Raw genomic sequence first — 26,061 nt, 5'->3', positions numbered from 1 at the left:
AGGCGGTGATCAGCCAGGTCCAGCAGAACAGCGGCATCTTCATCAGCGTCATGCCCGGCGCGCGCATGTTCAGGATCGTGGTGACGATGTTGATCGAACCCATGATCGAGGAGATGCCGAGGATGTGGACCGCGAAGATCGCCATGTCCATGCCGATGCCCATCTGGATGGTCAGCGGCGGGTACAGCGTCCAGCCCGACGCGGCGGCACCGCCCGGAACCAGCAGCGAGGTCGTCAGCAGGATGGCGGCCGGCGGCAGCAGCCAGAACGACCAGTTGTTCATGCGCGCGAACGCCATGTCGGATGCGCCGATCATCAGCGGGATCATCCAGTTCGCGAAGCCGACGAAGGCCGGCATGATGGCGCCGAACACCATGATGAGACCGTGCAGCGTCGTCATCTGGTTGAAGCGGTCGGGATCGACCACCTGCAGGCCCGGCTGGAACAGCTCGGCACGGATCACCAGCGCCATGATGCCGCCGACGATGAACATTGCGAACGAGAACCACAGGTACATCGAGCCGATGTCCTTGTGATTGGTGGTGGTCACCCAGCGCATCAGTCCGCTGGGGTGGTGATCATGCGAATGATCGTGCGAGTGGTCGGCACCGCCCGGAATCGCAGCCATGTGTATCTCCTGGAAATCTAGAAAGTGACTGAACGTTCAGAGAGCCGCTTACTCTTCGCGGGCCATCTTGATGTCCGACGGTTGGATGACCTCGCCCGTCGCATTGCTCCAGCTGTTGCGCGTGTAGGTCAGCACGGCAGCCAGATCGGTATCGCTCAGGTGCTTGAACGCGGCCATCGCAGTACCCGACTTGCCGTTCATCACGAGATTGATCTGCGCGTCCTGCGAGCCAAGCACCACCTTCGAGCCGTCGAGCGCGGGGAAGGCCGGCGGCAGGCCCTGGCCATTGGCCTGGTGACAGGCGGCGCAATTGGCGGCGAACACCTTGGCACCACGCGGGCTCAGTTCCTCGACGGTGTACATCTTGTTCGGGTCGTCAGCCGCAGCGGCGAGCTCGGCCTTCTTCTTGTCGACCCATGCCGCGTATTCGTCTTCGGTCACCACCTTGACGACGATGGGCATGTAGCCGTGGTCCTTGCCGCACAGTTCGGCACACTGACCGCGGAACGTACCGGTCTTCTCGGCACGGAACCAGGTATCACGGATGAAGCCGGGAATCGCGTCCTGCTTGACCGCCAGCGCCGGCACCCACCATGCGTGGATCACGTCGTTCGCCGTCGTCAGGATGCGCACCTTCTTGCCGACCGGCACGACCAGCTCGTTGTCGACTTCGAGCAGGTAATCGGTGCCCTTAGCCGCCTCGTTGCGGATCTGCGGCTGCGGCGTCGACAGGTTGCTGGTGAAGCTGATGCCTTCGCCGTCGCCCTTCAGGTAGTCATAGCCCCACTTCCACTGGTACCCGGTGGCCTTGATCGTGATGTCGGGATTGCTGGTGTCGCGCATCGCGAGGATGGTCTTCGTGGCAGGCCAGGCCATGCCGAGCAGGATGAAGACCGGAACGATGGTCCACAGGATTTCTACCGTGGTGCTTTCGTGGAAGGTTGCGGCCTTGTGACCGGCGGACTTGCGGTGCACGAATACCGACCAGAACATCACGCCGAAGACGGCCACGAAAATGACGCCACAGACAATGGTCATCAGCAGGTGGAGGTCATACACCTTCTGACCCAGTTCGGTGATCGGCTCCTGCAGATTGAGCTTCATTTCCGCCTGGGCAAGCCCAGCAAGCAGAAACAACCCCATCCCGGCCCACGCCCTGCGGGCGATGGACGAGCCACCTCTTGTTAGCGCCATATTGCAACCCCAGATATATGTTGTGATTGATTCTGAAACCGCGGTCTTAAAACCGTCTTTCCCGCAATCTAGCCGACAGCTCCCGCACCAGCAACTCGCGGCCGCCCTCGTCCAGATACCGCCCCACCACGACCTGCTGGTCGCGGCACCGCACGACTACCTCGGAACCCAGGCCGACCCTGCGCGTTTCGACCTTTGCCCATGCGGGCACAAACTCATGTCTGCAGACACGATCCCGTTCGCAGACCTCCACGACCAACCTGCTGTCGTCGAGATGGATGCGTTCGAAATCACCTACACGTCTGCCGAAAGCGATGAAGGCAATGCCCAGCGCCCCGATTTCGACGCCCGCGAACGGGAGTACCCACCAGACACCAGCCATGGCCCACGCCATCGCGATCAGTAGAGACAACACAGCCGTGACCAGGAAGAAGGCCAGAAGTGCGCGCGGCGACATCGAACAGTTGCGGCGCGCAACGATGCTGAACTCGTTGGATTGGCTGAGCACTGCGGACACTGAACTGCCCCGGAAGTGTTATCTCCCCCTGACACGGCTTCTGCAGGCCGCTTAACAGGCATAAGCTAGCACGGGTATTGATCCTTATCAATATTGCCCCGCACCAAGCGGGTGCCTTCAGACCCTGCCGGCAAGGCGATCAAGCAGGCGACGATGCACGCCGCCAAAGCCGCCGTTGCTCATCACCAGCACGTGGTCGCCAGCTTTCACGCCGCCGGCGAGCGCATCAAGCAGATCCTCCACCGACGACGCGACACGGGCCCGTTCGCCCAGCGGCGCCAGCGCCTCGGCCGCGTCCCAGCCCAGCGCAGGGCCGCCGAGGCAGTAGCACACATCCGCCTCTGCGAGCGCATCGGGCAGACGCGCCTTCATGACGCCGAGCTTCATCGTGTTGGAGCGCGGCTCGATCACCGCAACGATGCGCGCGTCGCCCACCACCGAACGCAGCGCGCGTATCGTTTCGTCGATGGCCGTCGGATGATGGGCGAAGTCGTCGTAGACGGTGACGCCACCGGCCTCGCCGACGCGCTCGAGCCGGCGCCGGATGCCGACGAATTCACCGAGCGACGCCAGCGCCTGCTCCGGTCGCACACCGGCATGCCGCGCCGCCAGCATGGCGGCCAGCGCATTGTTCGCGTTGTGCATGCCGGGCATCGCAAGACGCCCCGCCGCGCGTTCGCCCGCCGGCCCGACCACCGCCAGCGCCTCGCCGGTCGACTCGACGCGCCAGCCGGCGGCGTCGTTGAACCACTCGACCTCGCTCCATGCACCGCGCGCCAGCACACGCTTCAGCGACGCCTCGCCGCCATTGGCCACAATGCGGCCAAGACGCGGCATGGTGCGCACGAGATGATGAAACTGCGTCTCGATCGCGGCCAGATCCGGGAAGATGTCCGCGTGATCGAACTCCAAGTTGTTCAGGATCGCGGTCCGCGGGCGGTAGTGCACGAACTTCGACCGCTTGTCGCAGAAGGCGGTGTCGTATTCATCGGCCTCGATGACGAAGAACGGCGCATCACCCAGACGCGCCGAAACGCCGAAGTTCTGCGGCACGCCGCCGATCAGGAAGCCGGGTTTCAGGCCGGCCGCTTCCAGCATCCAGGCCAGCATCGAAGTGGTCGTCGTCTTGCCGTGCGTACCGGCCACCGCCAGCACCCAGCGGCCGGCCAGCACGTTCTCCGCCAGCCATTGCGGCCCGGACACATATGGCAGGCCGCGGTCGAGGATTTCCTCGAGCAGCGGGTTGCCGCGCGACACCGCGTTGCCCACCACGAACACATCGGGCGCCAGCGCTGTCTGAGCAGGATCGTAGCCCTCGATCAACTCGATGCCGAGCTGTTCGAGCTGCGTGCTCATCGGCGGATAGACGTTCGCGTCGCAGCCGGTGACGCGGTGACCCGCTTCGCGCGCCAGCGCGGCGATGCCGCCCATGAAGGTGCCGCAGATGCCGAGGATGTGAATGTGCATGGTGGGTCGATGTGACAGAATGGTCGCGGATTCTATCAACCCGCCCCTCCTTTCCCTGCAGCACCCGACATGCGCCCCAGCAACATCAGACGCCAGATCGCCAGTGCCGCGGCGCGACTGATCGCGGAAGAAGGCATCCGCGACTACGGCCTGGCCAAACGCAAGGCCGCCCGCCAGCTCGGCGTCGGCCCGAACGAGGAATTGCCCACCAATGCCGAGATCGAAGAGGCGGTGCGCGACTACCAGTCCATCTATTTCGCCGACGAGCAGCCCGAACAGTTGCGCACGCTGCGCAACGCCACGCTTGAGCTGATGGTCGAACTGGACCGCTTCAAGCCTTACGCGACCGGCGGCGTGGTCGACGGCACGGCCGGGCGCTTCACCGCAATCGAGCTGCAGGTATTCGCCGACAGCGCCAAGGAAGTCGAGCTCTTCCTGCTCAACAACGGCGTCGACTTCGACTCGCGCGACCCACGTCGCCCGGACCGCAACAGCCCGGAAACCACGCTGCTGTTCGACTGGGACGACCTGCCGGTTGAACTCGCGGTCTATCCGGCCGGTCTTGAACGCTCTCGCGGACGCGAAAGGCTGCGCGCGGAGTCACTGCGCGCATTGCTGGACAAGGAAGAGGAAACGGAATGAATGCTTGGATGCGCCGCGGCCTGATCGCCGCGGTGGTCGTCGCGGCCGGCGTGGCCGGGGTGTGGTTCGGCCAGAGCCGGCAACCGCAGCTGACCGAGGCTGCGACGACCGATGCAGCGCGCCTCGAAGCGCTCAATCTGGCCGACGCGAACGGCCAGCCCATGCCCTTCTCCGCCTGGCGTGGAAAGCTGCAGGTGGTGAATTTCTGGGCCACCTGGTGCCCGCCCTGCCGCGAAGAAATGCCGGCCTTTTCCCGCCTGGCCGAGAAGTACCGCGACCGCGGCGTGCAGTTTGTCGGCATCAGCATCGATAACGCCGACAACGTGCGCCGTTACCTGCAGGAAGAGAACATCGCCTATCCGTTGCTGATCGGCGGCTCGGACGCCATCCAGCTGTCGGCCGATCTCGGCAATGCGGCGCAGGCCATGCCCTTTACCGTCATCTTCTCGCCGGACGGAAAGATCGTCGAACGCAAGCTCGGTACCTACAAGGAAGAGGAGCTGGAGGCCATCCTGCTCGCCCGCTTGCGCTGAGCGCCCGGACCGGGCGCAGCTGGACAATCTGACGCGAATTCCGGCAAACTTGCCGCCATGCAGCCAACAACGCGCCGCAAGGCGACCAAACCTGCCACGCAGCCGGCGGCGCAGGATGCGACCCCCAATACCCGTCGCATCCTCGTGCTGCACGGGCCCAACCTGAATCTTCTGGGCACGCGGGAACCCGAAATCTACGGTCATCTGACGCTCGCCGACATCGACGCGAAGCTGAAGGTGAATGCGCTTGCTGCCGGCGTATCGCTCGAATGTTTCCAGAGCAATCACGAAGGCGATCTGGTCGGTCGCATCCAGGCTGCCCGGAGCGAGAGCGTCGATTTCATCCTGATCAACCCGGCCGCCTACACGCACACCAGTGTGGCCATACGCGACGCGCTGGCTGCGGTCGCCATTCCGTTCGTCGAGGTGCACCTGTCCAACGTGCATGCGCGCGAAGCATTCCGGCACCACTCCTATCTGTCGGACATCGCAGTCGGTGTGGTGTGTGGTCTGGGCGCCTACGGTTACGAAGCCGCGCTCGAATTCGCGCTGCGGCGGCTCGACACCAGAAAATAAACACTCGCCGGCACAACGAAGGCCGGCTTACGCGGGGATACACCATGGATTTGCGCAAACTCAAGAAGCTGATCGACCTCGTCCAGGAATCGGGCATTTCCGAGCTGGAAGTGACCGAGGGCGAGGAAAAGGTGCGGATCGCCAAGCATCTGCCGGCACCGGCCGCCCAGGCCACCTATGTTGCTGCGCCGGCGCCGGTCGCCGCCGCAGCCGCGCCGGCCGCCGCCGCGCCCGCCGCACCGGCCGAAGCCGCACTGCCGGAAGGCCATGTCGTGAAGTCGCCGATGGTCGGCAGCTTCTACCGCTCGTCATCGCCGGGCGGCAAGGCCTTCGTCGATGTCGGCCAGTCGGTGGCGATCGGCGAAACGCTGTGCATCATCGAGGCGATGAAGCTGATGAACGAAATCGAGTCCGACGCCGCCGGCGTCGTGAAGGCCATCCTGGTCGAGAACGGCCAGCCGGTCGAATACGGCCAGCCGCTGTTCATCATCGGCTGAGCGACCTCCCCATGTTCGGAAAAATTCTGATCGCGAACCGTGGCGAGATTGCGCTGCGCATCCTGCGCGCCTGCCGCGAGCTGGGCATCCGCACCGTGGCGGTGCACTCCGAAGCCGATACCGAGGCGAAGTACGTCAGACTGGCCGACGAGTCGGTCTGTATCGGCCCGGCGCCGTCCGGCCAGTCCTACCTGAATATCCCCGCCATCATTTCGGCCGCCGAAGTGACCGATGCCGAAGCCATCCACCCCGGTTACGGCTTCCTGTCCGAGAACGCGGATTTCGCCGAACGCGTCGAGCGCAGCGGCTTCGTGTTCATCGGTCCGCGCCCGGAAACCATCACGCTGATGGGTGACAAGGTGTCGGCCAAGGACGCGATGAAGGCGGCCGGCGTACCCTGCGTACCCGGCTCCGAAGGCGCGCTCGGCGACGACCCGAAGGAAATCGTCCGCATCGCGCGTGGCATAGGCTACCCGGTCATCATCAAGGCGGCCGGCGGCGGCGGCGGACGCGGCATGCGTACCGTGCACACCGAGGCGGCGCTGATCAACGCGGTGCAGATGACCCGTGCCGAAGCCGGCGCGGCGTTCAACAACCCCGCCGTGTACATGGAGAAGTTCCTCGAGAACCCGCGCCATATCGAAATCCAGGTACTGGCCGACGCACATGGCAACGCCGTCTATCTGGGCGAACGCGACTGCTCCATGCAGCGCCGCCACCAGAAGATCATCGAGGAAGCACCGGCACCGGGTGTTCCGGCACGGCTGATCGCCCGCGTCGGCGAGCGCTGTGCCGAGGCCTGCCGCCGCATCAACTACCGCGGCGCCGGCACCTTCGAGTTCCTGTACGAGAACGGCGAGTTCTATTTCATCGAAATGAACACCCGCATCCAGGTCGAGCACCCGGTGACCGAACTGATCACCGGCATCGACCTGGTGCAGGAGCAGATCCGCGTCGCCGCCGGCGAAAAGCTGCGCTTCAAGCAGCGCGACATCAAGCTTACCGGCCACGCGCTGGAATGCCGCATCAACGCCGAAGACCCGTACAAGTTCACGCCCAGCCCGGGCAAGATCACCGGCTATCACCCGCCGGGCGGCCCGGGCGTGCGCGTCGATTCACACGTGTATCAGGGCTACACCGTGCCGCCACACTACGACTCGATGATAGGCAAGGTGATCACCTACGGCGACACGCGCGACCAGGCGATCCGCCGCATGCGCATCGCGCTGTCGGAAATGATCGTCAGCGGCATCAAGACCAATATCCCGCTGCACCAGGAACTGATGCACGACACCCGCTTCATGGACGGCGGCACCAGCATCCACTACCTCGAGCAGAAGCTCGCGGCGCAGGAAGCGGCCAAAGTCAAATGAGCGAATCGCGCGAACAGCCGGGCGAGCAGCAGGCGGGCGGCTGGATCACCGTCACGCTGCTGGCCGACTCGGCCAACGCCGAGGCACTGTCGGACGCGCTGCTCGAAGCGGGCGCATTGTCGGTCGACATCGAGGACGCCGACGCCGGCACGCCGGACGAAAAGCCGCAGTTCGGCGAACCCGGCATGCCGGTCGCCGTCGAGCTGTGGCCGCATTCGCGCATCCACGCGCTGTTCGACCGCGACGCCGACTACGCGACCGCGATGGCGGAAGCGGCCGAACAGGCCGGCCTGACAGCACCGCCCCCTTACACGACCTCGCCGCTGGACGAGCAGAACTGGGTGCGCATCACGCAGGCCCAGTTCGAGCCCATCCCGGTATCGAAGCGTCTGTGGATCGTGCCGTCCTGGCATGACCAGCCCGATCCTGCGGCGATCAACATCACGCTCGACCCGGGCATGGCCTTCGGCACCGGCTCGCACCCGACCACCCGGCTCTGCCTCGAATGGCTGGATTCAGTCATCCGCGGCGGCGAAACGGTGATCGACTACGGCTGCGGCTCCGGCATCCTCGCGCTCGCCGCCGCCAAGCTCGGTGCCGCGCGCGTGACCGGCACCGACATCGACCCGCACGCGATGGACGCCGCCCGCTACAACGCCGAGCGCAACGGCGCCACGCTGGAACTGCTGCATTCGCGCGAAAACATCGACCACACGGCCGACGTCGTGGTGGCCAACATCCTGGCCAACCCGCTCACCGTGCTGGCGCCGCTGCTGTGCGGTCTCACGCGCAGCGGTGGACGCATCGCGCTGTCCGGCATCCTCGCCGCGCAGACCGACATGGTGCGCGCCGCCTACCGCCCGGCCTTCGAACTGGAGGTTGCCGGCGAGCGGGAAGGCTGGGTGCTGCTGACCGGGACGCGCGTCTGATGCTGTCCCGCTGCCCGGCCTGCGCCACCGTCTTCCGCGTCGACACGGTGCAGCTCCGGGCACGCGAGGGCCGCGTGCGCTGCGGCCGCTGCCACACGGTGTTCGACGCTGTCGACGCAATGGTGGACGTGCCGCTCCCGAAAAGCGGTGACACGCCGGCACCCGCCGCCGCAGACCTCGCATCACCGTCCGCCGCCACCGACATCGAGAACGCGGCGCCGGTCGCGGACGAACCCGAACACAGCCATGCCACGCTGACCTTCGCGGCAGAGCCGGACATCGAACTGGTGGCGGACGACCCGGCCGCTGTCACCACCGAACGGCTGGACCTCGACGTCGGCAGCGCCGACGCGCCGCCCTCGCCACTGCCCGGCGACAGCATGGAAGCGCTGGTCGAGCGCACCACCGACTACTGGCAGACGCGCGCCGACGACACGGCGCCGGCAGAAGCCGCCGAGGCCACCACCGAAAACGAAGCCCCCGTCGACGACCATCCCGGCGCGACCGCTGCAGGCGAGGCGGCGCCCGAGCCCGATCCGGACGTCACGCAGCCGCTGGACATCGTCGAACTCGAAGCCGCGCCGGCACCCGACGACGACATCGTCGCCGCGCCCGCGACGTCCGCGCGCGATCCCCTGCTCGACCCGCCGCCGGCGCTCGAACCGGTGCGCGACCCGGCGGTACAGCGCATCCGCCGCGAACTGTATGGCGAAGACCAGACGCCTCGCCGCGGCGCGCTGAAGACGACGCTGTGGAGCGCAGGCATCCTGCTGCTCTCGCTGCTGGCCGCCGCCCAGCTTGCCTATCTGTTCCGCACCGAACTGGTGATCGCGCAACCGGCACTGAAGCCGCTGTTCGAACAGGTCTGCGCCCGCCTCGGCTGCACGCTGCCTGCGCCGCGTCGCGCCGATCTGATCAGCATCGAGTCGTCGGAACTGAATCCGGACAGCGAACGGGCGCCGCTGCTGCGTCTGAACGCGCTGCTGCGCAACGGCGCCACGCACGCGCAGGACTGGCCGCATCTCGAACTGAGCCTGACCGACACCAGCGACCGACCCATCGTGCGCCGCGTGCTCGCACCTGCCGACTACCTGCCGGCCGACCGTCAGGGCAGCGAATTCGCAGCCGCATCGGAACAGGCGGTCAGCGTGCTGGTCGACCCGACCGACACCAACGCCGGCGGCTACCGCCTCTACGTCTTCTATCCCTGATCAACCGATCGGGCCCCTCGCAGCGCCACGCACCAGGAGGAACACCCCATGACCCAGACCGTCACGCTCGCCGGCAACCCCATTCACCTCGCCGGTCACTTCCCTGCCAAGGGCACCAAGGCGCCCGCCTTCACGCTGGTCGGCACCGACCTGGCCGACGTGTCGCTGGCCGCTCTGGCCGGCAAGCGCAAGGTGCTCAACATCGTACCCAGCCTGGACACCCCCGTGTGCCAGACCTCGACCCGCAAGTTCAACGAACAGGCCGGCAGCATCGCCAACACCGTCGTGCTGGTCATTTCCGCCGACCTGCCGTTCGCGATGAAGCGCTTCTGCGAAACCGAAGGTCTGCAGAACGTGCAGTCGCTGTCCACGCTGCGCGGCCGCGAGTTCATGGCCAATTACGGCGTCGAAATCATCGACGGCCCGCTGGCGGGCCTGACCGCGCGCGCAGTGCTGGTGCTCGACGCCGACGACACTGTGCTGCACGCTGAACTGGTGCCGGAGATCAAGCAGGAACCCGACTACGCTGCCGCACTGGCCGCGCTGAAGTAAGTACTTCCGCAGGGCGCCGACCGGCGCCCTGCAACATTTCCGCCCTACGCTGAGCCGATGCAAGAAAGTCCGTTCAAGGGCAAGACCGGCCTGCGCCGCTTGCTCAATGCCACCCGTTACTCGGCCGAAGGTCTGGGTGCGGCCTTCCGCCACGAAGACGCCTTCCGCCAGGAGGTGATCGCCGCCGTACTGCTGCTGCCGCTCGCGCTGTGGCTCGGCAACAGCGGTGTCGAACGCGCGCTGATGGTGTTCTCGGTGCTGTTGGTGCTGATCGTCGAATTGCTCAATTCCGCCGTCGAAGCCACCGTCGACCGCATTTCGCTGGAGAACCACGCGCTGGCCAAGCGCGCCAAGGACATCGGCTCGGCCGCCGTCATGGTTACTCTGCTCAACCTGCTCCTGGTGTGGGCCCTGGTGCTGAGCGCCCGATTCTGGAGCGCCTGACCAGGCGACGCTCTGGCTCTTTTCGCGGGCGGCCCCGACTGCTTTCAGTCTTGGGGGCACGCACACCGCCATCAGCGTGCTCCGGCGATCGCTTCCGGTCGCTGTCGCCGCCATCGCCAGCCGAGGCAGATCGATTTCCCCTCCCCTCCGTAATGCGATCGTTACAAATGGCCGCAGCAAAGCATTTCGTGGCCCGAATCCGCCGCCGTGCTTGCGCTAAACTTGAATCGAGAGAGTTGCCACGCATCAGGTGGCAGCAGATTTGCGTACGCTCAGCGCCCGGCCCCAGCGCGAAGCTTTCGAGTACGGCACTACAGGCGCAGCCAGGGGGGCGCACCACGATGGTTCGCGAATTTGCATTCCCAGCAGTACCCGCACCGGGCCTTCCGGGCGGAGAGGTCGCAGGCACGCGACTGGGGAAGAGTGAGCGCGAAGCCGATGCCATAGGCATCCCCGCCTTCCCTGAACTGTTCGAGGGCATCGCCGACGCGCTGCTTCTGATGACGCCGCGCGGCGTCATCATGCACATGAACGGCGCAGCGAGCGAACTGCTGGGCTACCGCCCCGCCGAAGTCGCCGGCAAGCACGTATCCATGCTCTACCCGACGTCCGAAGAGACGCGCATCCAGGCCTGTTTCGACGAACTGGCGATCAGGCGCAGCACGCGTTACCTCGATGGCATTGCACTCACCCGCGACGGTGAAACGGTCGCGGTCGACGTCGTCGGCTCGCGCATCGAGTTCGCCGGTGGCCCCGCGGTCATCGCGGTCGTGCGCGACATCCGCGAACGCAAGAAGGCCGAAGCCGCACTGCGTGCAGCGCAGGAGCGGTTCTATCTGCTGGCCGAGCACATCCGCGAAATCTTCTGGGTCAGCGATCCGCACACGCGTGCGCTTTACTACGCCAGCCCGGCCTTTTCGGACATCAGTACACTGCCGGACGGCGAGCAGCCCGGCGATCTGAATGGCTGGGCAAAGGCGGTGGCACCGCCCGACCGATCGCGCTTCGAAGCCTTTCTCGCTGCTCAGGCGCAAGGCGAGGCAGCGCAAGTCGAGGTCCGCGTCGCCGATCGCAATGGCGGTCTGCGCTGGCTGCACTGCCGCGCCTTTCCGTGGCAGGCGCAGGACGGCCATGCACGCGTGGCCGGTGTCGCCGAGGACATCACTGCGCGCAAGGAAGCCGAGGCGCACCGGCTGGCGCAGGCCGAACGGCAGCGCGAAACGCTGGTGCGTGAGGCGCACCACCGCATCAAGAACAGCCTGCAGGGCGTGGTCGGCCTGCTGCGCCGCTGCGCCGGGCAGCACCCGGCGCTCGCCCAGGCGCTGACCGGCGCCATCAGTCAGGTTCGATCGATCGCTGTCATCCACGAACTGCAGGGCAGTCAAGCCGGCGCACCGGTCCAGCTCGGTGAATTCCTGCGCATGATTGCCGGCAGCATCGAAGGCCTGTTCGACGCCCGGGTGAAGCTCGACGTGCGCGATCTCAGCGCCTTCGAACTGCGTCTGGCCGACAGCGAAGCCGTGCCGCTGGCCATCGTGCTCAACGAACTGCTGATGAATGCGGTCAAGCACCGGCAGATCGACCGCGATGCCCGCGTGGACATCGAGCTGTCAACGGACGACGACGGCGCACTCATCGTCATCGGCAACGGTGGCGAGCTGCCGCCCGGCTTCGATTTCGCCGCGCGCCGCGGCCTCGGCCAGGGCCTCGAACTGCTGGCCGCGCTGCTGCCGACCGAGCACGCCACACTGGATTTTCGCCAGCAGCCGGGACGCGTACTGACGCGCCTCGCACTGCGGCCACCCATCATTATGTTTGACGAGACCAGCGACCATGCACACATACGACGACACCAGCCCGCAACTGCTGCTGGTTGAGGACGACCGGCTGAACGCAGCCACGCTGGGCGACGGGCTGCGCGCTCACGGCTACGGCGTCCATGTCGCGCGCTCGGCCGAAGAGGCGCTGGCGCTGCTCGGGACGACGCGCATCGATCTGGTCATCCTCGACGAGAAGCTGCCGGGCATGACCGGGCTCGAGTTCGCGGCGGTGCTGCGCGAGCACCACAGCCTGCCGCTGATCTTCCTGACCGCCTTTGGCGACCCGGGTCGGGTGCGCAGCGCCATCGAGCGCGGTGCGCTGGCCTATCTGGTCAAACCGCTCGACGTCGAACAGCTGCTGCCCACGCTGCGCACCGCACTGGCGCGCTCGGAAGAGCTGCGCCAGCTGCGCAGTACCGGCCAGCACCTGCAGCGCGCCCTCGACGAGCGGCGCGAGATCAGCATCGCCGTCGGCATCCTGATGGAGCGCCTGCGCATCGATCGCCAGCCCGCCTTCGAAATGCTGCGCAAGACCGCCCGCGCTCAGCGCCGGCGCATCGAGGACGTGGCCAAGGACATGATGCAGCCGCTCGGCGGCGGCACGCCGAGGGCCGGCGCCGGCCAGTAGCATCCAGTCCCGAGGGCGCCGGCGTGACAGGCGCCCTCAAGACCGCACCTGCGCGAACCGTAAGCAGCAGAAGAAGGCGCGCCGCAGAGCGCGCACGAGGGCCCGAACCCCGCCCGACACTCAACGCAGCCTGATCCGGACATCCGGCTACAGGACGCTGCCATGAAGACCGGGGGATGCACGATGGCCGTCGTTTCCGCACTGTTCAGCTGCAGCGCCATGGATATGCCATGCACGCAGCACGTTTCCTTCCCGGACGCCTTCGCCGCGGCGGTCGGCGACGCGCCGCAATCGGCGCCGGTCGCACTGCTGCGGCTTGCCGGTGACGGCCGCGTCCTGCACCAGATCGGCTGGCCCGACACACTGCCCCCTGTCCAGGGCCGGGCGGTACACACCCTGTTCCGCGAACTCGACGACGACGGTTGCTCGCACTGGCCATCTTTCTGCGCCGACAGCGGCGGCGACGTGAGCCGCCACGTCTGGCATCTGTGCGACAACGGACAAGCCGTCTGTGTCGAGTGCGCCCGCCTGCCCGGCGACGCGGCCGGCGACTGGCTGCTGCGCGTGAGCCACGGCACGCCTGAGGACGCCGCGCAGCGCGAGCTTCGCCTGCTGGCGCGCGCGGCGCACCAGGCCGGCGATGCGGTGCTGATCACCTGTGCCGGCGGCCTGATCGAGTACGTCAATCCAGCTTTCGAGCGCAGTACCGGCTACTCCGCCGAAGAAGTGCTGGGGCGCTCGCCCGGCCTGCTGAAATCGGGCCTGCATGGCCCCGACGTCTATGCCCGGCTGTGGCGTGCACTGCGCAGCGGCGAGGTGTTCCGCATGGTGTTCACCAACCGGCGCAAGAACGGCGAGCTCTATCACGAAGAGAAGACGATCAGCCCGATCCGCGACGCGCAGCAACGGATCAGTCACTACGTTGCCACCTCGCGCGACGTCAGCGAACGCATCCGCGCGCAGGACCAGCTGGAGTATCTGGCTGGCATGGACGCCCTGACCGACCTGCCCAACCGCCGGCTGTTCACCGACCGGCTGCGCCAGGCCATGCGCCGCGCCATGCGTACCGAGTGCCCGCTGGCCGTGCTGTTCATCGACCTCGACCGCTTCAAGGTGATCAACGACACCTTGGGTCACAGCGTCGGCGACGCACTGCTGACCGAAGTGGCGGCACGATTGCGCGGTTGCGTGCGCGCCTCGGACACGGTGGCGCGACTGGGTGGCGACGAGTTCACCGTGCTGCTGGAAGAGACCGGTGACCGCACCGCCGTCACCGAGATCGCGGAAAAGATACTGGCGGCGCTTGCCGAAGGCGTGCGCGTGCAGGGGCGCGAGTTCTTCGTCAGCGCCAGCGTCGGCATCGCGCTGTTTCCGGAGAACGGACACTCGGTCGACGAATTGCTCAGCCGGGCCGACCTGTCGATGTACCGCGCCAAAGCTGCGGGCCGCAACACGCTGCGCTTCTACGACCAGAGCATGGATGCCCACGCGCACACCGAGCTGTCGGCGGAGATCGCGCTGCACGGCGCGCTCGAACGGCGCGAGTTCTTCCTCGTCTATCAGCCCATCATCGACACCCGCACCGGCCGCGTGGCGACGGTCGAGGCGCTGCTGCGCTGGAACAGCCCGACCGAAGGCGTGGTGCCACCCGACCGCTTCATTCCGCTGCTGGAAGAAACCGGACTCATCGTGCCGGTCAGCCGCTGGTCGCTGCGCGAAGCACTGCGCGACCTGCGCATGCTGCAGGCGACACAGCCGCAGTTGCACCTCGCCTTCAACCTGTCGGGCCGGCAGCTGCGCGACGACGACCTGGTGAGCGACATCACCAGCGCGCTGCAGGAAGCCGGTGTCGATCCGCGCATGCTGGAGCTGGAGATCACCGAAAGCACGCTGATGGAGGACATCCCGCGCACCACCGACATTCTCGGCGCGCTCGACACCATGGGCATCAGCCTCGCCATCGACGATTTCGGCACCGGCTACTCGTCGCTCGCCTATCTGATGCGCTTTGCGGTGCGCACGCTGAAGATCGATCGCAGCTTCGTGAGCCAGCTGCGCAGCAGTTCCGACGCCGTCACCATCGTGCGTGCCATCACCTCGCTGGCCGACAGCATGGGGCTGGAAGTCGTCGCCGAGGGCGTGGAAACGCTGGGGCAGCTGGCGCAGCTGACCGAACTCGGCTGCCACCGCCTGCAGGGCTATCTGTTCAGCCGACCGGTGCGGCCCGAAGAGCTGCTGCGCCTGAGCTGTTTCAGCCCGGCCACGTCGCAAACCTGAGCGCAGACCTGAGCGCAGCCCTTAACGCAGACCTGAAAAAAGAAACCGGCAGGTGCTCGCCAGGAGGAGCTGGCTGCACGTGCCGGTGAAGGTGAGGAGAGTTGGTTGTCGCGGCGCTCGCACCGCGACTTGCGCATCCGGCGGGAATGCACCCCGCATTCCCGCTTGCTCCGCCTGAGTACGTCATTCGCCGATTCAGGCAAGGCAGAGCGATTATCAGCAAGCGCCACCGGCCGGGCAATTCTCAAGAGGGAGTAAGCCATTCTGGGTAGGCATGCGCGGACAGCCTGGGACCGCGACGCCAAAAGAAAACCGGCATCGACAACCCCCGCAGGAGTGGCCGATGCCGGCAAGTGCGGACATTGTTCCGCGGCCGTCACGCGAGCGCGCGACGGCCCAGCTGCATCAATACACGGCCATGTTGTGCGCGATGATCACCACCGCGACGCCAGCAGCCAGCGTGACATAGGGCAGGATGCCGGCACGCTTGCCGCCTTCCGCCAGCTGGTCGTTCAGGTGCATGTCCTCCAGCATCGCATCAGGGAACTTGCCCTTGTCCTGCACGTAGTGGCGGTACAGGAAGACCGGGATGATCAGCGAGGCGAACACCAGACCGGCGGTCAGCGTACCGGCGCCGTAGATGTCGGCGCCGAGGCCCATCAGCGCGAGGTTGACGAAGCCCAGCACGACACCGATGCCGAGGATGATCTTCGGCGCCTTGAACGGACGCTCCCAGTCCGGACGGTCGATGCGGTGGATCCAGCCGGAATTCAGGTTCAGGAAGTTGAACATGATGTAGCCGACGTTGGAGCAGGCCAGCACGAACACGTAGTCCGACATCAGCAGCAGGATCAGGTTGAAGCCCAGATCCGTCCACATCGCGCGCGTCGGTGCGCCGTGTTCATTGACGTGCGACAGGTAGCGCGGCAGCCAGCCATCAACCGAAGCCTGGTACAGCGTGCGCGACGAACCGGCCATCGAAGTCATGATGGACAGCAGCACCGCCAGCACCAGCATGACCACCAGAACATTGGCCACCACTTCGCCGCCGCCGACCATGTGCGACATCACGTTGGCCACGCCCATGCCGCTGTAGACCTCCGGCGCCAGCATGCCGCTGTAGACCGCCGGCGTGCTCACCGTGCCGTCCGCCTCGACCACCGGCGGCGTCATCACCTCACCCAGGCCGAGATGGCCCTGGAAGGCGAGCGGCACCAGCGTGAACACCACGATGCACAGCAGACCCGAGTAGAAGATGGCCTTGAAGGTGTCCTTCTTCGGATCCTTGAACTCGCGGGTGTAGCAGACAGCGGTCTCGAAGCCGTAGGTCGACCACGCGGCGATGAACAGGCCGCCTGCCATCAGCGTGACGCCGGCCATGTTCCAGGAGCCATCGACCACCAGCCCGTTCTCGTAGGCGATGGGCACCATCGGCGAGAAGTGGGTCGACGGCATGTCGCCGGACAGCAGCGGCACCAGCGCGATCAGCATCAGCGGAATCAGTGCGGTGACGCCGAGCACCATGGTCGTGCGCGCCGAACGCAGGATGCCGCCGTGCTGGATGCCGAACACCGCCAGCAGCAGCACGACACCGACCAGGAAGGTCGCGTTGATGCGCAGTTCGAGCCCGGACTTGATGAAGCTCAGGTCGACCAGCGTCAGCTGCCAGGTGTTGATCGCCGCATCGGCCGGGAACAGCGCACCGAGGATGTAGCCGGCCGCCAGACCGGAACCGATGGCGAGCACCGGCGACCAGGCGAACCAGTTACACCACACCGACACCGGCGCGATGATCTTGCTGTAACGCACCCAGGCGACCGCGCCATACACCGAAGCGCCACCCGACTTGTGCGGGAACAGGCCGGCGATTTCGGCATAAGTGAAGGCCTGTATGAAGCCGAAGCCGATCGACAGTGCCCACACCATCCACGACGGCTTGCCGACGGTGGCGGCGATGGCGCCGATGGAAAACAGCACCAGCGCCGGCACGCCGCTGGCCACCCAGAACGCACCGGTCCAGTCGATCTTCCGGTGCAGTGAAGCACTTTCGGCGCGGCTGGCCGACCGTACCGGCGCCGCTCCGATCACATCCGCATTGCTGCTCATGTCATATCCCCCTTGTGCGCAAGGGGCCGCATCGCTGCGGCCCCCTGGTCATCAGAACGTGCGCTTCACGTAGATCAGCCACTTGCTGTCGCCGGTGTCCTTGCAGCGCGTAGACACCCCGCCGGCCGTATCGCAGATCGTGTAGAAGTTCTTGTCGGCATTGGTGTCGACATACGCCACTGCCGCCTGCCAGCCGCCCTCGAAGTTCTTCGTCACGCCCACCTTCCAGTCCGTGAAGTCGTAATCGTCGTAGTTCTTCACCTTCTGGTGACCGACGTGAACGTTGGCGATCCACGACGGCATGAACTCGTAGTTCGCGTTCAGCTCGATGTAGTCCGAACCGTCCGAATCCGCGCCGAAGGCCTTCTTGCTGAAACCGAAGTAATCGGTCACCGCGTACGAGTACTTCAGCTGGATGAACTTCCACGTCACCGCCGCGTTCAGTTCCAGCGTGTTCAGGCTCTCGCCCGACGGATCGTACTTGCCGCCCGGGAAAATGAACTGCAGGAAGCCGACGTCGAAGGTCCAGTCGTCGATGGTCTTGGCGAAGCCACCGTACACGTCGATCTCGCCGGTCGCGTTCGACAGTGCCAGATCACTCACATTGGTACCCCAGATGCCCAGGTAGGCGCCGCTCGAGTGCGCGAGGTCGAAACCGCCCTGCACCGCCGGATTCTCCTGCGTATAGCTGATGCCGCGGAAGATGTACTGCGAGAACAGGCCCACGTTGGCGCTGATCGTGTAGGCCGGTGCGGCGGCTTCTTCTGCCTGGGCACAGAACGGTACGGCGAGCAGGCCCAGCAATACGGCGCTCAGGGTGTTGCGGTGACGTCGGTGGTTAAGCACGGTGTTCTCCCTCTGTTGATCCACGGTTTCGGGCGATCTGAAAAAGCGGACGGCCTGCCCATAGCTGTCCGGTTGTGAGTCGGCGCGCGACCTGGCGTCGTTGCCGGATGCGACCCTGATACTCGGAAACGGGTGTGGCGAAGAATCTGCACCGGCCGCAGCGTTGCGACTGGCGGGAGTGCTGAAGGAAGAAGTGCGGAAGGGGTCCGGAGAGGCGTGTCCGTGATCGGCGTCAAAACGGCAGCTGCACTGCGTCACCCTGATCTCCCCGCACTTCGCGACCGGCTGACGTTGCGCGGTCGTCTCGATGTGGGTCCGATTATTGGAAGCGGGCCGCCGTCGGAACAATTCTCACAAGGGATTACCTCTTTGGGGGTAAGGAGCGGGTGAGTCGAGGGGCTAGGGAACAGGTGTGGCTGCGCCACACGAGGTCAGGGCGCGGCCCCTCTAGCCCCCAGCCCCTGACCCCTGGTCCCTGCTTACCCCTTAAGAGGTAATCCCTCTTGAGAATTGTGGGCATTGGTCCGCCTTCGCATCATTCGCCGCACCTGAGACGCGGCGAATGCACGACGTCCAGCGACCGACCGGGCGGCCGAGAGCATGCCGCGGTCGTATCCAGAACGGACCACACAAGAGGGATACAGATCATGAAGAAGCGCGTTGCCATCATCGGCGCCGGCCCCAGCGGCCTGGCCCAGCTCCGGGCCTTCCAGTCCGCCCAGGCCAAGGGCGCCGACATTCCGGAAATCGTGTGCTACGAGAAGCAGTCGGACTGGGGCGGCATGTGGAACTACACCTGGCGCACCGGCCTGGACGAGCACGGCGAGCCGGTGCACGGCAGCATGTACCGCTATCTCTGGTCGAACGGCCCGAAGGAGTGTCTGGAGTTCGCTGACTACACCTTCGACGAGCACTTCGGTCGCCCGATGGGTTCCTACCCTCCGCGTGAAGTGCTGTGGGACTACATCAAGGGCCGCGTCGAGAAAGCCGGCGTGCGCAAGTACATCCGCTTCAACACCGCCGCCCGCAACGTCACCTTTGACGATAAGACCAAGAAGTTCACGGTCACCGTGCACAACTACGACCAGGACGTGACCTACTCGGAAGAGTTCGACTACGTCATCGTCGCCAGCGGCCACTTCTCGACGCCGAACGTGCCCTACTTCCCGGGCTTCGAAACCTTCGGCGGCCGCGTGCTGCACGCGCACGACTTCCGTGACGCGCTCGAATTCAAGGGCAAGGACGTGCTCATCGTCGGCGCCAGCTACTCGGCGGAAGACATCGGCTCGCAGTGCTACAAGTACGGCGCCCGTTCGATCACCAGCTGCTACCGCACCAACCCGATGGGCTACAAGTGGCCCGACAACTGGGAAGAGAAGCCGCAGCTGCTGCGCGTCGAGGGCAAGACCGCCCACTTCGCCGACGGCACCAGCAAGCACATCGACGCCGTCATCCTGTGCACCGGCTACAAGCACCACTTCCCCTTCCTGTCGGAAGAACTACGCCTGAAGACCGACAACCGCCTGTGGCCGCTCAATCTGTACAAGGGCATCATGTGGGAGGACAACCCGCAGCTGATGTACCTCGGCATGCAGGACCAGTGGTACAGCTTCAACATGTTCGACGCCCAGGCCTGGTACGCGCGCGACGTCATCCTCGGCCGCCTGCCGGTGCCGTCGTACGAAGAGATGCACGCCGAGGACATGAAGTGGCGCGAAGAGGAACTGACGCTGGAAGACGCCCAGCAGATGTTCGAATTCCAGGGCAAGTACATCCAGCACCTGATCGACGCCACCGACTACCCGAGCTTCCCGATTCCCGAGGTCAACCAGACCTTCCTCGAATGGAAGAAGGACAAGTACGAAGACATCATGGGCTATCGCAACAAGTGCTACCGCTCGCTGATGACCGGCACCATGGCCACGCCGCACCACACCTCGTGGCTGGAGGCACTGGACGACTCGCTCGAGGCCTACCTGAACGAGCCGGCCTCGACCGAGCAGGCCTGACGGCCCGGGGCCCACGGGTGACACGCCCGTGACCGACCAACCCTGATGCGACCTGACCTGCCCGGCCACAACCGGGCACGTCGGGTCGCGGGTGCTTCCATGACATGAACACGATCGTCGAACCTTCGCTGAATCCGGCGACTGCCGCGCGAACGCGTGCACGCCACGTCCGTCACGTCGCCCCAGGCGGCGCGGCGGTGTCCTTCGACCTCGCCGCCGGCGACCGCCTCACGCTGACCGACCCCGAAGGCCTGCAGCCGGGGCTGCTCTACGTCGCCGGCCCGGCCGGCATCGCCGCAGCCATGCTGCCCGGCCTACCCGTCACCACGCCGGCCGATGTGCCGGCTTTCGCCCGCGCGCTGCTCAGCGGTGCGCCGGCCGGCTGGAGCCTGGTCTGTGCCGAAGTGTTCGGCAGCGACGGGCTGCCGGGCAGCCAGCGCGTCGTCACCGCACCCGGCGCCGTGCGCTGCGCGCTGCACGCGCCGGGCGAGGACATGCAACCGGACGCGCAGAACGCGCCGACCGAACTGATCGCCGACATCGAGTGCGCCGAACCGGTGGCCGGCATCGCGCCGCCGCCGCTGGCACCGCCGGTGCTCGACCTGCGCATCGGCGCCGGCACCGCCCAGGCCTACCGCGTGAAGGCCGGCGACTACATCCAGGTGATCGACGTCGACGGCCGACAGTGCTCCGACTTCCTCGCCTTCGACGCCGCCGCGCTGGCGCAGGGTCAGGAATACGACCTCGACCCGACCACCACGCGCACGCTGATGGGGTCGGCCAGCCCCGGCCCCGGTCTGCTGAACAAGTACTACGACGAACGCCAGGTGCCGCTGGTCGAGGTGATCCGCGACACCGTCGGCCGCCACGACACTTTCATGCTGGCGTGCAGTGCGAAGTACTACGACGACATGGGTTACCCCGGTCACGCCAACTGCAGCGACAACTTCAACAACGCGCTCGAACCGCACGGTGTCGCCCGCCGCGCCGGTTGGCCGGCGATCAACTTCTTCTACAACACCATCGTCAATCACGACGACAGCATCAGCCTGGACGAGCCGTGGTCGCGCGCCGGCGACTACGTGCTGCTGCGCGCGATGACCGACCTGGTCTGCGCCTCCTCGTCCTGCACCGACGACATCGACCCGGCCAACGGCTGGAACCCGACGGATATCCACGTGCGGGTCTATGACGCCTCGAACAACTTCTCCAAAGGGATCGCACACCGCATGACGCCCGACGCCGCCCCCAAGCTCACGCGCGAAACCGGCTTCCACGCCCGCACCTCCGCGCTCACCCGCCGCATGGTCGAGTACCGCGGCTTCTGGCTGCAGGACTCGTTCTCGTCCAACGGCCCAATCGACGAATACTGGGCCTGCCGCGAACGCGCGGTGATGATCGATCTGTCCGCGCTGCGCAAGTTCGAAATCACCGGCCCGGACGCAGAAGCCCTGCTGCAGCTGGCCACCACGCGCAACATCCGCAAGCTGGCGGTCGGCCAGATCGTCTACACCGCACTCTGCTACGAGCACGGCGGCATGATCGACGACGGCACCGTGTTCCGCCTGTGCCAGAACAATTTCCGTCTGGTGTGCGGCGACGACTACTGCGGCGTGTGGCTGCGCGAACTGGCGGCCAAGCACAATCTGCGCGTGTGGGTGAAGTCCTCCACCGACCAGCTGCACAACCTGTCGGTGCAGGGCCCGAAGTCGCGCGACATCCTGCGCGAAATCGTCGTCACGCCGCCGGGCAATGCGTCGATGGACGAACTGAAGTGGTTCCGCCTGACCGTGGGCAAGATCGACGGCCTGCCGGTCGTCGTATCGCGCACGGGTTACACCGGCGAACTGGGCTACGAAGTCTGGTGCCACCCGAAGCACGCAGTGCAGGTGTGGGACGCCATCGCGAAGGCGGGCGAACCGCACGGCATCGCGCCGATGGGCCTGGCCGCACTCGACATGCTGCGCATCGAAGCCGCGCTCATCTTTGCCGAGTACGACTTCTGCGATCAGACCGACCCGTTCGAAGCCGGCATCGGTTTCGCAGTGGCGGCCGACAAGGAGGATGACTACGTCGGCAAGGCCGCGCTAGAGCGGCGCAAGGCCCACCCGGCGCGCGTCATGGTCGGCCTGGACATCGAAGGCACCGAACTGGTGGCGCACGGCGACCCGATCTTCAACGGTCGCGCGCAGATCGGCCAGATCACCAGCACCACCCGTTCGCCCATCCTCGGCAAGACCATCGCGCTGGCGCGGCTGGACGTGTCGGCGGTCGAGCTGGGTGCCACGGTGGAGATCGGCAAGCTGGACGGCCACCAGAAGCGCATCAAGGCCACCCAGGTGAAAACCTCGCACTACGACCCGACTAAGGCCCGCGTGCGCGCCTGATCGCAGTACGCCGGCAGCAGGGCGCGGAATGGCGAAAGCCGTTCCGCGCCTTTTTCATTCCCGCGATGGAAATCCGCGGCGCCTGCGCCGGCGCGGTGACCGTTCGCCCCTACCAGGCGTCGCTGCGCGGCAGGTCGTCGTCGATGTCGTAGTAGTCGGCGCGCGAGCCGGCGAAGATGTGGGCCGACAGCTTCAGCCCGGTCGGGCGGTTCAGCGTACCGGCGGTCACATAGGTGACGTCGGATGCGGCGTCCTTCCAGAACAGATTGCCGCCGCAGTGTGCGCAGAAGCCGCGCTTCACGGAGGCCGACGAGGCGTACCAGCGCAGCGGGTCGCCGGCCATGATTTCGAGGTCGGCGTCGGCGCAGCTCGCCATCACCGCATGGTGGCCGCTGGTGCGCGCGCACTGGCGGCAATGACACGCCACCGGTGCGCTCAGTGCTCCGCGCACGCTGTAGCGCACGGCACCGCACAGACACGCACCTTCACCTCCACCGGCCTTCGCCATCGCTCGCCTCCCCTGTTCGTGATGCGCGCAGCGTACGCAGCAGGCGCCCCCGCGCACATACCACCTAGGGGGTAACCCCTCTTGAGAATTGTCCCGACCTCCCCCGGACAACAGAATCAGTCCCAGATCGACCGCGCAGCGCGGCGACGCCCACGACAAGGAGATCCGGGAATGCAGAGGAATTCGGTACTGAACGAGCGGCACCGCCAGCTCGGTTCTAAGCTCGACGGCGATACGTGGAACAACATGCCGATCCCGTGGAGCTACAACAGCTGCCCGCACGACGAAGTCGTCGCCACGCGCACCCGCGCCGGCCTGTACGACGTGTCGGCGCTGAACATCGTCAACGTGACCGGCCCGGACGCCGAGGCCGTGATCGACCGCCTGGTCACCATCGACATCACCAAGCTGAAGCCGGGCACCGCCCGCCTCGGCGGGGAAGTGAACGAAGCCGGTGCGCTGGTCGACGACATCATGATCATCCGTGACGCCGCCGACAAATTCCGCATTTCGCACGGCAGCGGCGCCACGCCGAAGACGCTGGCCGCACTGGCTGCCGGCAAGAACGTGAAGATCGAGGCCGATCTCGACGTGCACATCCTGTCGCTACAGGGCCCGGTTTCGCTCGACGTGCTGGCCCCGCACACGCCGGCCGATCTGGCTGCACTGCCCTACTTCAACCACGTCGAAACCACGCTGTTCGGCAAGAAGGTGACGCTGGGCCGCGGCGGCTACTCCGGCGAGCGTGGCTACGAGGTGTACTGCAGCGCGGCCGACGCCGTGTTCCTGTGGGACACCATCCTCGAAGCCGGCAAGCCGCAAGGCGTCATCCCCTGCTCGTGGACCGCGCTCGACCTGACCCGCGTCGAAGGCGCGCTGCTGTTCTTCCCGTTCGAAATGCCGGAAGGCGACACCACGCCGTGGGAAGTGAACATGGACTGGGCGGTCGACCTCGACAAGAAGGGCGACTACATCGGCAAGGCTGCCGTGCTCGCACTGAAGGGCCGCGAACGTGCCAAGCAGGCCGGCATGACCGTGCTGCACCACGAAGCGGTCGAAGCCGGCGCCAAGGTCTATGACGGCGAGAAGGAAGTCGGCGTGGTCACCTCGGCCTCGTACAGCCGCCTGCTGATGCAGTCGCTGGCCATGGTGCACCTGAAGCCGTCGCATTCGAACATCGGCACCCGCCTGACCATTGCCAGCAAGGCCGGCAAGCTCGCCGCGCTGGTGGTGCCGACGCCGTTCTACGACCCGCTGCGCCAGCGTACCCATCCGGACAAGAAGCGCTGATCGCGCATCGAATCCGACCCGCCGCGCGCTCCGGCGCGCGGCATGTCTGCAACTCGCATCGAGACGCCGCATGAGCACCCCAGCCATCAAAAGCCAGCCGGTTTACGCAGAGCTCGAATGGGATCGCGCCGGTACGCATCACATCCTGTTCGTTGCCGCCGAGGACGCCGCTCTGGCGCAGCGCCTGCTCTCCAACCCGCCCGCCGGCACCATCACGCTGATCCATCTGGGCAGCGCGTCCGCGGAAGCGCGCAGCTGCTGGTCGCAGGGCCTGCCCGACAGTGCGCTCTACCTCGAGACGCACTCGCTGGCCGAGGCGCTGGAAGTGCTGCGCGACGCGCTCTACGTCGCGCAGATGGGCACGCGCATCTATCTCGCTGGCCCCGAAGACGCGGTGTGGCAGGCGTCGCGCGTGGCCGACGGCTTCGGCGTCGGACGCGACGAAGTTCGCTACGCACAACTGGGCAGCAAGGCACGCCCGGTGTTCTGCGTGCATTGCCGCACCATCACGCGCGGCGTGCACACCAACATCGTTTCATGCAGCGGCTGCGGACGATCGCTGTTCGTGCGCGACCACTTCTCGCGCCGGCTGGGTGCCTACATGGGCTTCCAGATCGACGCCGAAGTGCCGGGCGAGGTCCCCGCTGCGGAGGTGGTCTACCCATGAGCAGTGCATCCCTCAACGTAGAAATCCGCCGCATCCGCGAACTGGCGCCGGGCATCCGCGAGTTCAGCCTGTCGCGCACCGACGGCGAAGATTTTCCGGTCTATTCCGGCGGCAGCCACATCGTGCTGTCGCTGCCGCTTGGTGAGCGTCCGCACCGCAATCCGTACTCGCTGCTGGGCGACCCGACCGTGCGCGACACCTGGCGCGTGGCGGTGCGCAAGCAGGAAGAGTCGCGCGGCGGTTCGCGCTGGCTGCACGAGCAGGCGCGCGAAGGCATGCGCATCGACATTTCGGCGCCGGTGAACCTGTTCCCGCTGATCCGCACCGGCCGCCGCCACATCCTGGTCGCCGGCGGCATCGGCATCACGCCCATCCTGTCGCAGGCGCGCGAACTGGCCCGCCTCGGTGCCGACTTCGAAGTGCATTACGCCTACCGCGGCCCCGAATACGGCGTGTTCTCCGACGAGCTGGAGGCGCTGGCGCCGGGCCGCGTGCATCACTACGTGCAGTCGCGCCGCGAACAGATCGAATTCGGCTCGCTGCTGGCCGGCCGTCCGCTGGGCACCCACTTCTACATCTGCGGTCCGGCCGGCATGGTGGCCGCCAGCATGAACGCCGGCAAGTCGCTGGGCTGGCCGGAAAGCCATCTGCACAGCGAACAGTTCCTCGCGCCGACCGGCGGTGAGCCGTTCGACGTGAAGCTGGCACTGAGCGGCAAGGCCTTCACCGTGCCGAGCGACCTGTCGCTGCTGGAAGCGATCGAGCAGCAGGGCGTCGACGCGCCCTACCTCTGTCGCGGCGGCGCCTGCGGCCAGTGCGAACTGGAAGTGCTCGGCGCCGAAGGCGAGCTGATCCATCACGACCTGTATCTGAGCGCCGACGAGCGCGCGTCGGGCAAGAAGATCATGCCCTGCGTGTCGCGCCTGAAGGGCGGTTGCCTGACCCTGAACCTGTGAGGAA

At 66.2% G+C, this 26,061-nt stretch carries 24 protein-coding genes; 17 read left to right on the top strand and 7 right to left on the bottom strand.

Features of this window, described 5'->3' with window-relative positions; translation table 11 throughout:
• The 4 genes from IV112_RS12960 to mpl form a co-directional block, all read right to left on the bottom strand.
• A partial coding sequence (locus IV112_RS12960) for a cbb3-type cytochrome c oxidase subunit I (protein ID WP_304003923.1) occupies positions 1–628 on the bottom strand: 628 nt, incomplete at its 3' end.
• 48 nt (positions 629–676) lie between these two features.
• Positions 677–1,732, bottom strand: a complete 1,056-nt coding sequence (gene coxB / locus IV112_RS12955; protein ID WP_304003921.1) for a cytochrome c oxidase subunit II — start codon at positions 1,730–1,732, stop codon at positions 677–679.
• A 136-nt stretch (positions 1,733–1,868) separates the two neighbouring features.
• On the bottom strand, positions 1,869–2,339 hold the full coding sequence (locus IV112_RS12950; RefSeq protein ID WP_232415947.1) for a DUF2244 domain-containing protein: 471 nt from the start codon (positions 2,337–2,339) through the stop codon (positions 1,869–1,871).
• A gap of 117 nt (positions 2,340–2,456) precedes the next feature.
• Positions 2,457–3,806 carry a UDP-N-acetylmuramate:L-alanyl-gamma-D-glutamyl-meso-diaminopimelate ligase gene (gene mpl / locus IV112_RS12945; protein ID WP_304003919.1) on the bottom strand — a complete coding sequence of 450 codons (1,350 nt, stop codon included), beginning with the start codon at positions 3,804–3,806 and terminating at the stop codon, positions 2,457–2,459.
• A gap of 69 nt (positions 3,807–3,875) precedes the next feature.
• On the opposite strand from mpl, the gene IV112_RS12940 reads away from it, so the two are divergent.
• The 12 genes from IV112_RS12940 to IV112_RS12885 all read left to right on the top strand — a co-directional run bounded on the left by IV112_RS12940 (position 3,876) and on the right by IV112_RS12885 (position 15,288).
• A complete protein-coding gene (locus IV112_RS12940; protein WP_304003917.1) occupies positions 3,876–4,448 on the top strand; it encodes a nucleotidyltransferase in 573 nt (190 codons plus the stop codon).
• Complete coding sequence (locus IV112_RS12935) at positions 4,445–4,981, top strand: TlpA family protein disulfide reductase (RefSeq protein WP_304003915.1); 537 nt, start codon at positions 4,445–4,447, stop codon at positions 4,979–4,981. Before IV112_RS12940 ends, IV112_RS12935 begins: the two co-directional genes overlap by 4 nt.
• A 57-nt stretch (positions 4,982–5,038) precedes the next feature.
• Positions 5,039–5,557 carry a type II 3-dehydroquinate dehydratase gene (aroQ, locus tag IV112_RS12930; protein WP_020163262.1) on the top strand — a complete coding sequence of 173 codons (519 nt, stop codon included), beginning with the start codon at positions 5,039–5,041 and terminating at the stop codon, positions 5,555–5,557.
• 44 nt (positions 5,558–5,601) lie between these two features.
• On the top strand, positions 5,602–6,054 hold the full coding sequence (gene accB / locus IV112_RS12925) for an acetyl-CoA carboxylase biotin carboxyl carrier protein (protein WP_019915468.1): 453 nt from the start codon (positions 5,602–5,604) through the stop codon (positions 6,052–6,054).
• 11 nt (positions 6,055–6,065) lie between these two features.
• Positions 6,066–7,427: an acetyl-CoA carboxylase biotin carboxylase subunit gene (gene accC / locus IV112_RS12920; protein WP_019915469.1), complete on the top strand. Its 1,362-nt coding sequence runs from the start codon at positions 6,066–6,068 to the stop codon at positions 7,425–7,427.
• Positions 7,424–8,356 carry a 50S ribosomal protein L11 methyltransferase gene (gene prmA / locus IV112_RS12915; RefSeq protein ID WP_296808540.1) on the top strand — a complete coding sequence of 311 codons (933 nt, stop codon included), beginning with the start codon at positions 7,424–7,426 and terminating at the stop codon, positions 8,354–8,356. Before accC ends, prmA begins: the two co-directional genes overlap by 4 nt.
• On the top strand, positions 8,356–9,567 hold the full coding sequence (locus IV112_RS12910) for a DUF3426 domain-containing protein (RefSeq protein WP_304003910.1): 1,212 nt from the start codon (positions 8,356–8,358) through the stop codon (positions 9,565–9,567). The genes prmA and IV112_RS12910 overlap by 1 nt, the downstream gene beginning before the upstream one ends.
• Positions 9,568–9,615: 48 nt before the next feature.
• A complete protein-coding gene (tpx, locus tag IV112_RS12905) occupies positions 9,616–10,119 on the top strand; it encodes a thiol peroxidase (RefSeq protein WP_304003908.1) in 504 nt (167 codons plus the stop codon).
• A gap of 57 nt (positions 10,120–10,176) precedes the next feature.
• On the top strand, positions 10,177–10,563 hold the full coding sequence (locus IV112_RS12900; protein ID WP_304003906.1) for a diacylglycerol kinase: 387 nt from the start codon (positions 10,177–10,179) through the stop codon (positions 10,561–10,563).
• A 341-nt stretch (positions 10,564–10,904) separates the two neighbouring features.
• The gene (locus tag IV112_RS12895; protein ID WP_304003904.1) at positions 10,905–12,440 is read left to right on the top strand and encodes a sensor histidine kinase; all 1,536 of its coding nucleotides are present in this window, start codon (positions 10,905–10,907) and stop codon (positions 12,438–12,440) included.
• Positions 12,397–13,011 (top strand): ANTAR domain-containing response regulator, encoded by a 615-nt coding sequence (locus tag IV112_RS12890; protein ID WP_020163255.1) that lies wholly within the window; start codon positions 12,397–12,399, stop codon positions 13,009–13,011. Before IV112_RS12895 ends, IV112_RS12890 begins: the two co-directional genes overlap by 44 nt.
• A 162-nt stretch (positions 13,012–13,173) precedes the next feature.
• Positions 13,174–15,288 (top strand): putative bifunctional diguanylate cyclase/phosphodiesterase, encoded by a 2,115-nt coding sequence (locus IV112_RS12885; RefSeq protein ID WP_304003901.1) that lies wholly within the window; start codon positions 13,174–13,176, stop codon positions 15,286–15,288.
• 405 nt (positions 15,289–15,693) lie between these two features.
• Here the strand turns inward: IV112_RS12885 and IV112_RS12880 are convergent, their stop codons facing one another.
• Positions 15,694–17,394, bottom strand: coding sequence for an APC family permease (locus IV112_RS12880; RefSeq protein WP_304003899.1), 1,701 nt, complete (start codon positions 17,392–17,394; stop codon positions 15,694–15,696).
• Between the two features lie 51 nt (positions 17,395–17,445).
• Positions 17,446–18,240 (bottom strand): TorF family putative porin, encoded by a 795-nt coding sequence (locus IV112_RS12875; RefSeq protein WP_415857693.1) that lies wholly within the window; start codon positions 18,238–18,240, stop codon positions 17,446–17,448.
• Positions 18,241–18,887: 647 nt separating this feature from the next.
• On the opposite strand from IV112_RS12875, the gene IV112_RS12870 reads away from it, so the two are divergent.
• Entirely contained in the window at positions 18,888–20,249 is a 1,362-nt protein-coding gene (locus tag IV112_RS12870) for a flavin-containing monooxygenase (RefSeq protein ID WP_020163251.1), read from the top strand.
• Positions 20,250–20,353: 104 nt separating this feature from the next.
• Positions 20,354–22,636 carry a DUF1989 domain-containing protein gene (locus IV112_RS12865; RefSeq protein WP_304003897.1) on the top strand — a complete coding sequence of 761 codons (2,283 nt, stop codon included), beginning with the start codon at positions 20,354–20,356 and terminating at the stop codon, positions 22,634–22,636.
• 109 nt (positions 22,637–22,745) lie between these two features.
• Here the strand turns inward: IV112_RS12865 and IV112_RS12860 are convergent, their stop codons facing one another.
• Positions 22,746–23,144: a GFA family protein gene (locus IV112_RS12860; RefSeq protein ID WP_304003895.1), complete on the bottom strand. Its 399-nt coding sequence runs from the start codon at positions 23,142–23,144 to the stop codon at positions 22,746–22,748.
• A 171-nt stretch (positions 23,145–23,315) separates the two neighbouring features.
• On the opposite strand from IV112_RS12860, the gene IV112_RS12855 reads away from it, so the two are divergent.
• The 3 genes from IV112_RS12855 (at position 23,316) to IV112_RS12845 (ending at position 26,057) form a co-directional block, all read left to right on the top strand.
• Positions 23,316–24,434: an aminomethyltransferase family protein gene (locus IV112_RS12855; protein WP_304003893.1), complete on the top strand. Its 1,119-nt coding sequence runs from the start codon at positions 23,316–23,318 to the stop codon at positions 24,432–24,434.
• A 70-nt stretch (positions 24,435–24,504) separates the two neighbouring features.
• Positions 24,505–25,101 carry a dimethylamine monooxygenase subunit DmmA family protein gene (locus tag IV112_RS12850; RefSeq protein ID WP_296808511.1) on the top strand — a complete coding sequence of 199 codons (597 nt, stop codon included), beginning with the start codon at positions 24,505–24,507 and terminating at the stop codon, positions 25,099–25,101.
• On the top strand, positions 25,098–26,057 hold the full coding sequence (locus IV112_RS12845) for a PDR/VanB family oxidoreductase (RefSeq protein WP_020163246.1): 960 nt from the start codon (positions 25,098–25,100) through the stop codon (positions 26,055–26,057). The genes IV112_RS12850 and IV112_RS12845 overlap by 4 nt, the downstream gene beginning before the upstream one ends.
• Positions 26,058–26,061: the final 4 nt, after the last annotated feature.

The organism is Methyloversatilis discipulorum (assembly GCF_018780585.1).
In the GTDB taxonomy this organism is placed as follows: domain Bacteria; phylum Pseudomonadota; class Gammaproteobacteria; order Burkholderiales; family Rhodocyclaceae; genus Methyloversatilis; species Methyloversatilis discipulorum_B.
Note: the sequence above shows the minus strand (reverse complement) of the source record. Positions and strands in the feature narration are given on the sequence as shown.

Excerpts from the sequence above, each read along its gene's own strand:
- coxB (WP_304003921.1), bottom strand. The coding sequence starts at position 1,732 with ATGAAGCTCAATCTGCAGGAGCCGATCACCGAACTGGGTCAGAAGGTG.
- mpl (WP_304003919.1), bottom strand. The coding sequence starts at position 3,806 with ATGCACATTCACATCCTCGGCATCTGCGGCACCTTCATGGGCGGCATC.
- IV112_RS12940 (WP_304003917.1), top strand. The coding sequence starts at position 3,876 with ATGCGCCCCAGCAACATCAGACGCCAGATCGCCAGTGCCGCGGCGCGA.
- IV112_RS12935 (WP_304003915.1), top strand. The coding sequence starts at position 4,445 with ATGAATGCTTGGATGCGCCGCGGCCTGATCGCCGCGGTGGTCGTCGCG.
- aroQ (WP_020163262.1), top strand. The coding sequence starts at position 5,039 with ATGCAGCCAACAACGCGCCGCAAGGCGACCAAACCTGCCACGCAGCCG.
- accB (WP_019915468.1), top strand. The coding sequence starts at position 5,602 with ATGGATTTGCGCAAACTCAAGAAGCTGATCGACCTCGTCCAGGAATCG.
- accC (WP_019915469.1), top strand. The coding sequence starts at position 6,066 with ATGTTCGGAAAAATTCTGATCGCGAACCGTGGCGAGATTGCGCTGCGC.
- prmA (WP_296808540.1), top strand. The coding sequence starts at position 7,424 with ATGAGCGAATCGCGCGAACAGCCGGGCGAGCAGCAGGCGGGCGGCTGG.
- IV112_RS12910 (WP_304003910.1), top strand. The coding sequence starts at position 8,356 with ATGCTGTCCCGCTGCCCGGCCTGCGCCACCGTCTTCCGCGTCGACACG.
- tpx (WP_304003908.1), top strand. The coding sequence starts at position 9,616 with ATGACCCAGACCGTCACGCTCGCCGGCAACCCCATTCACCTCGCCGGT.
- IV112_RS12900 (WP_304003906.1), top strand. The coding sequence starts at position 10,177 with ATGCAAGAAAGTCCGTTCAAGGGCAAGACCGGCCTGCGCCGCTTGCTC.
- IV112_RS12895 (WP_304003904.1), top strand. The coding sequence starts at position 10,905 with ATGGTTCGCGAATTTGCATTCCCAGCAGTACCCGCACCGGGCCTTCCG.
- IV112_RS12890 (WP_020163255.1), top strand. The coding sequence starts at position 12,397 with ATGCACACATACGACGACACCAGCCCGCAACTGCTGCTGGTTGAGGAC.
- IV112_RS12885 (WP_304003901.1), top strand. The coding sequence starts at position 13,174 with ATGAAGACCGGGGGATGCACGATGGCCGTCGTTTCCGCACTGTTCAGC.
- IV112_RS12880 (WP_304003899.1), bottom strand. The coding sequence starts at position 17,394 with ATGAGCAGCAATGCGGATGTGATCGGAGCGGCGCCGGTACGGTCGGCC.
- IV112_RS12870 (WP_020163251.1), top strand. The coding sequence starts at position 18,888 with ATGAAGAAGCGCGTTGCCATCATCGGCGCCGGCCCCAGCGGCCTGGCC.
- IV112_RS12865 (WP_304003897.1), top strand. The coding sequence starts at position 20,354 with ATGAACACGATCGTCGAACCTTCGCTGAATCCGGCGACTGCCGCGCGA.
- IV112_RS12860 (WP_304003895.1), bottom strand. The coding sequence starts at position 23,144 with ATGGCGAAGGCCGGTGGAGGTGAAGGTGCGTGTCTGTGCGGTGCCGTG.
- IV112_RS12855 (WP_304003893.1), top strand. The coding sequence starts at position 23,316 with ATGCAGAGGAATTCGGTACTGAACGAGCGGCACCGCCAGCTCGGTTCT.
- IV112_RS12850 (WP_296808511.1), top strand. The coding sequence starts at position 24,505 with ATGAGCACCCCAGCCATCAAAAGCCAGCCGGTTTACGCAGAGCTCGAA.
- IV112_RS12845 (WP_020163246.1), top strand. The coding sequence starts at position 25,098 with ATGAGCAGTGCATCCCTCAACGTAGAAATCCGCCGCATCCGCGAACTG.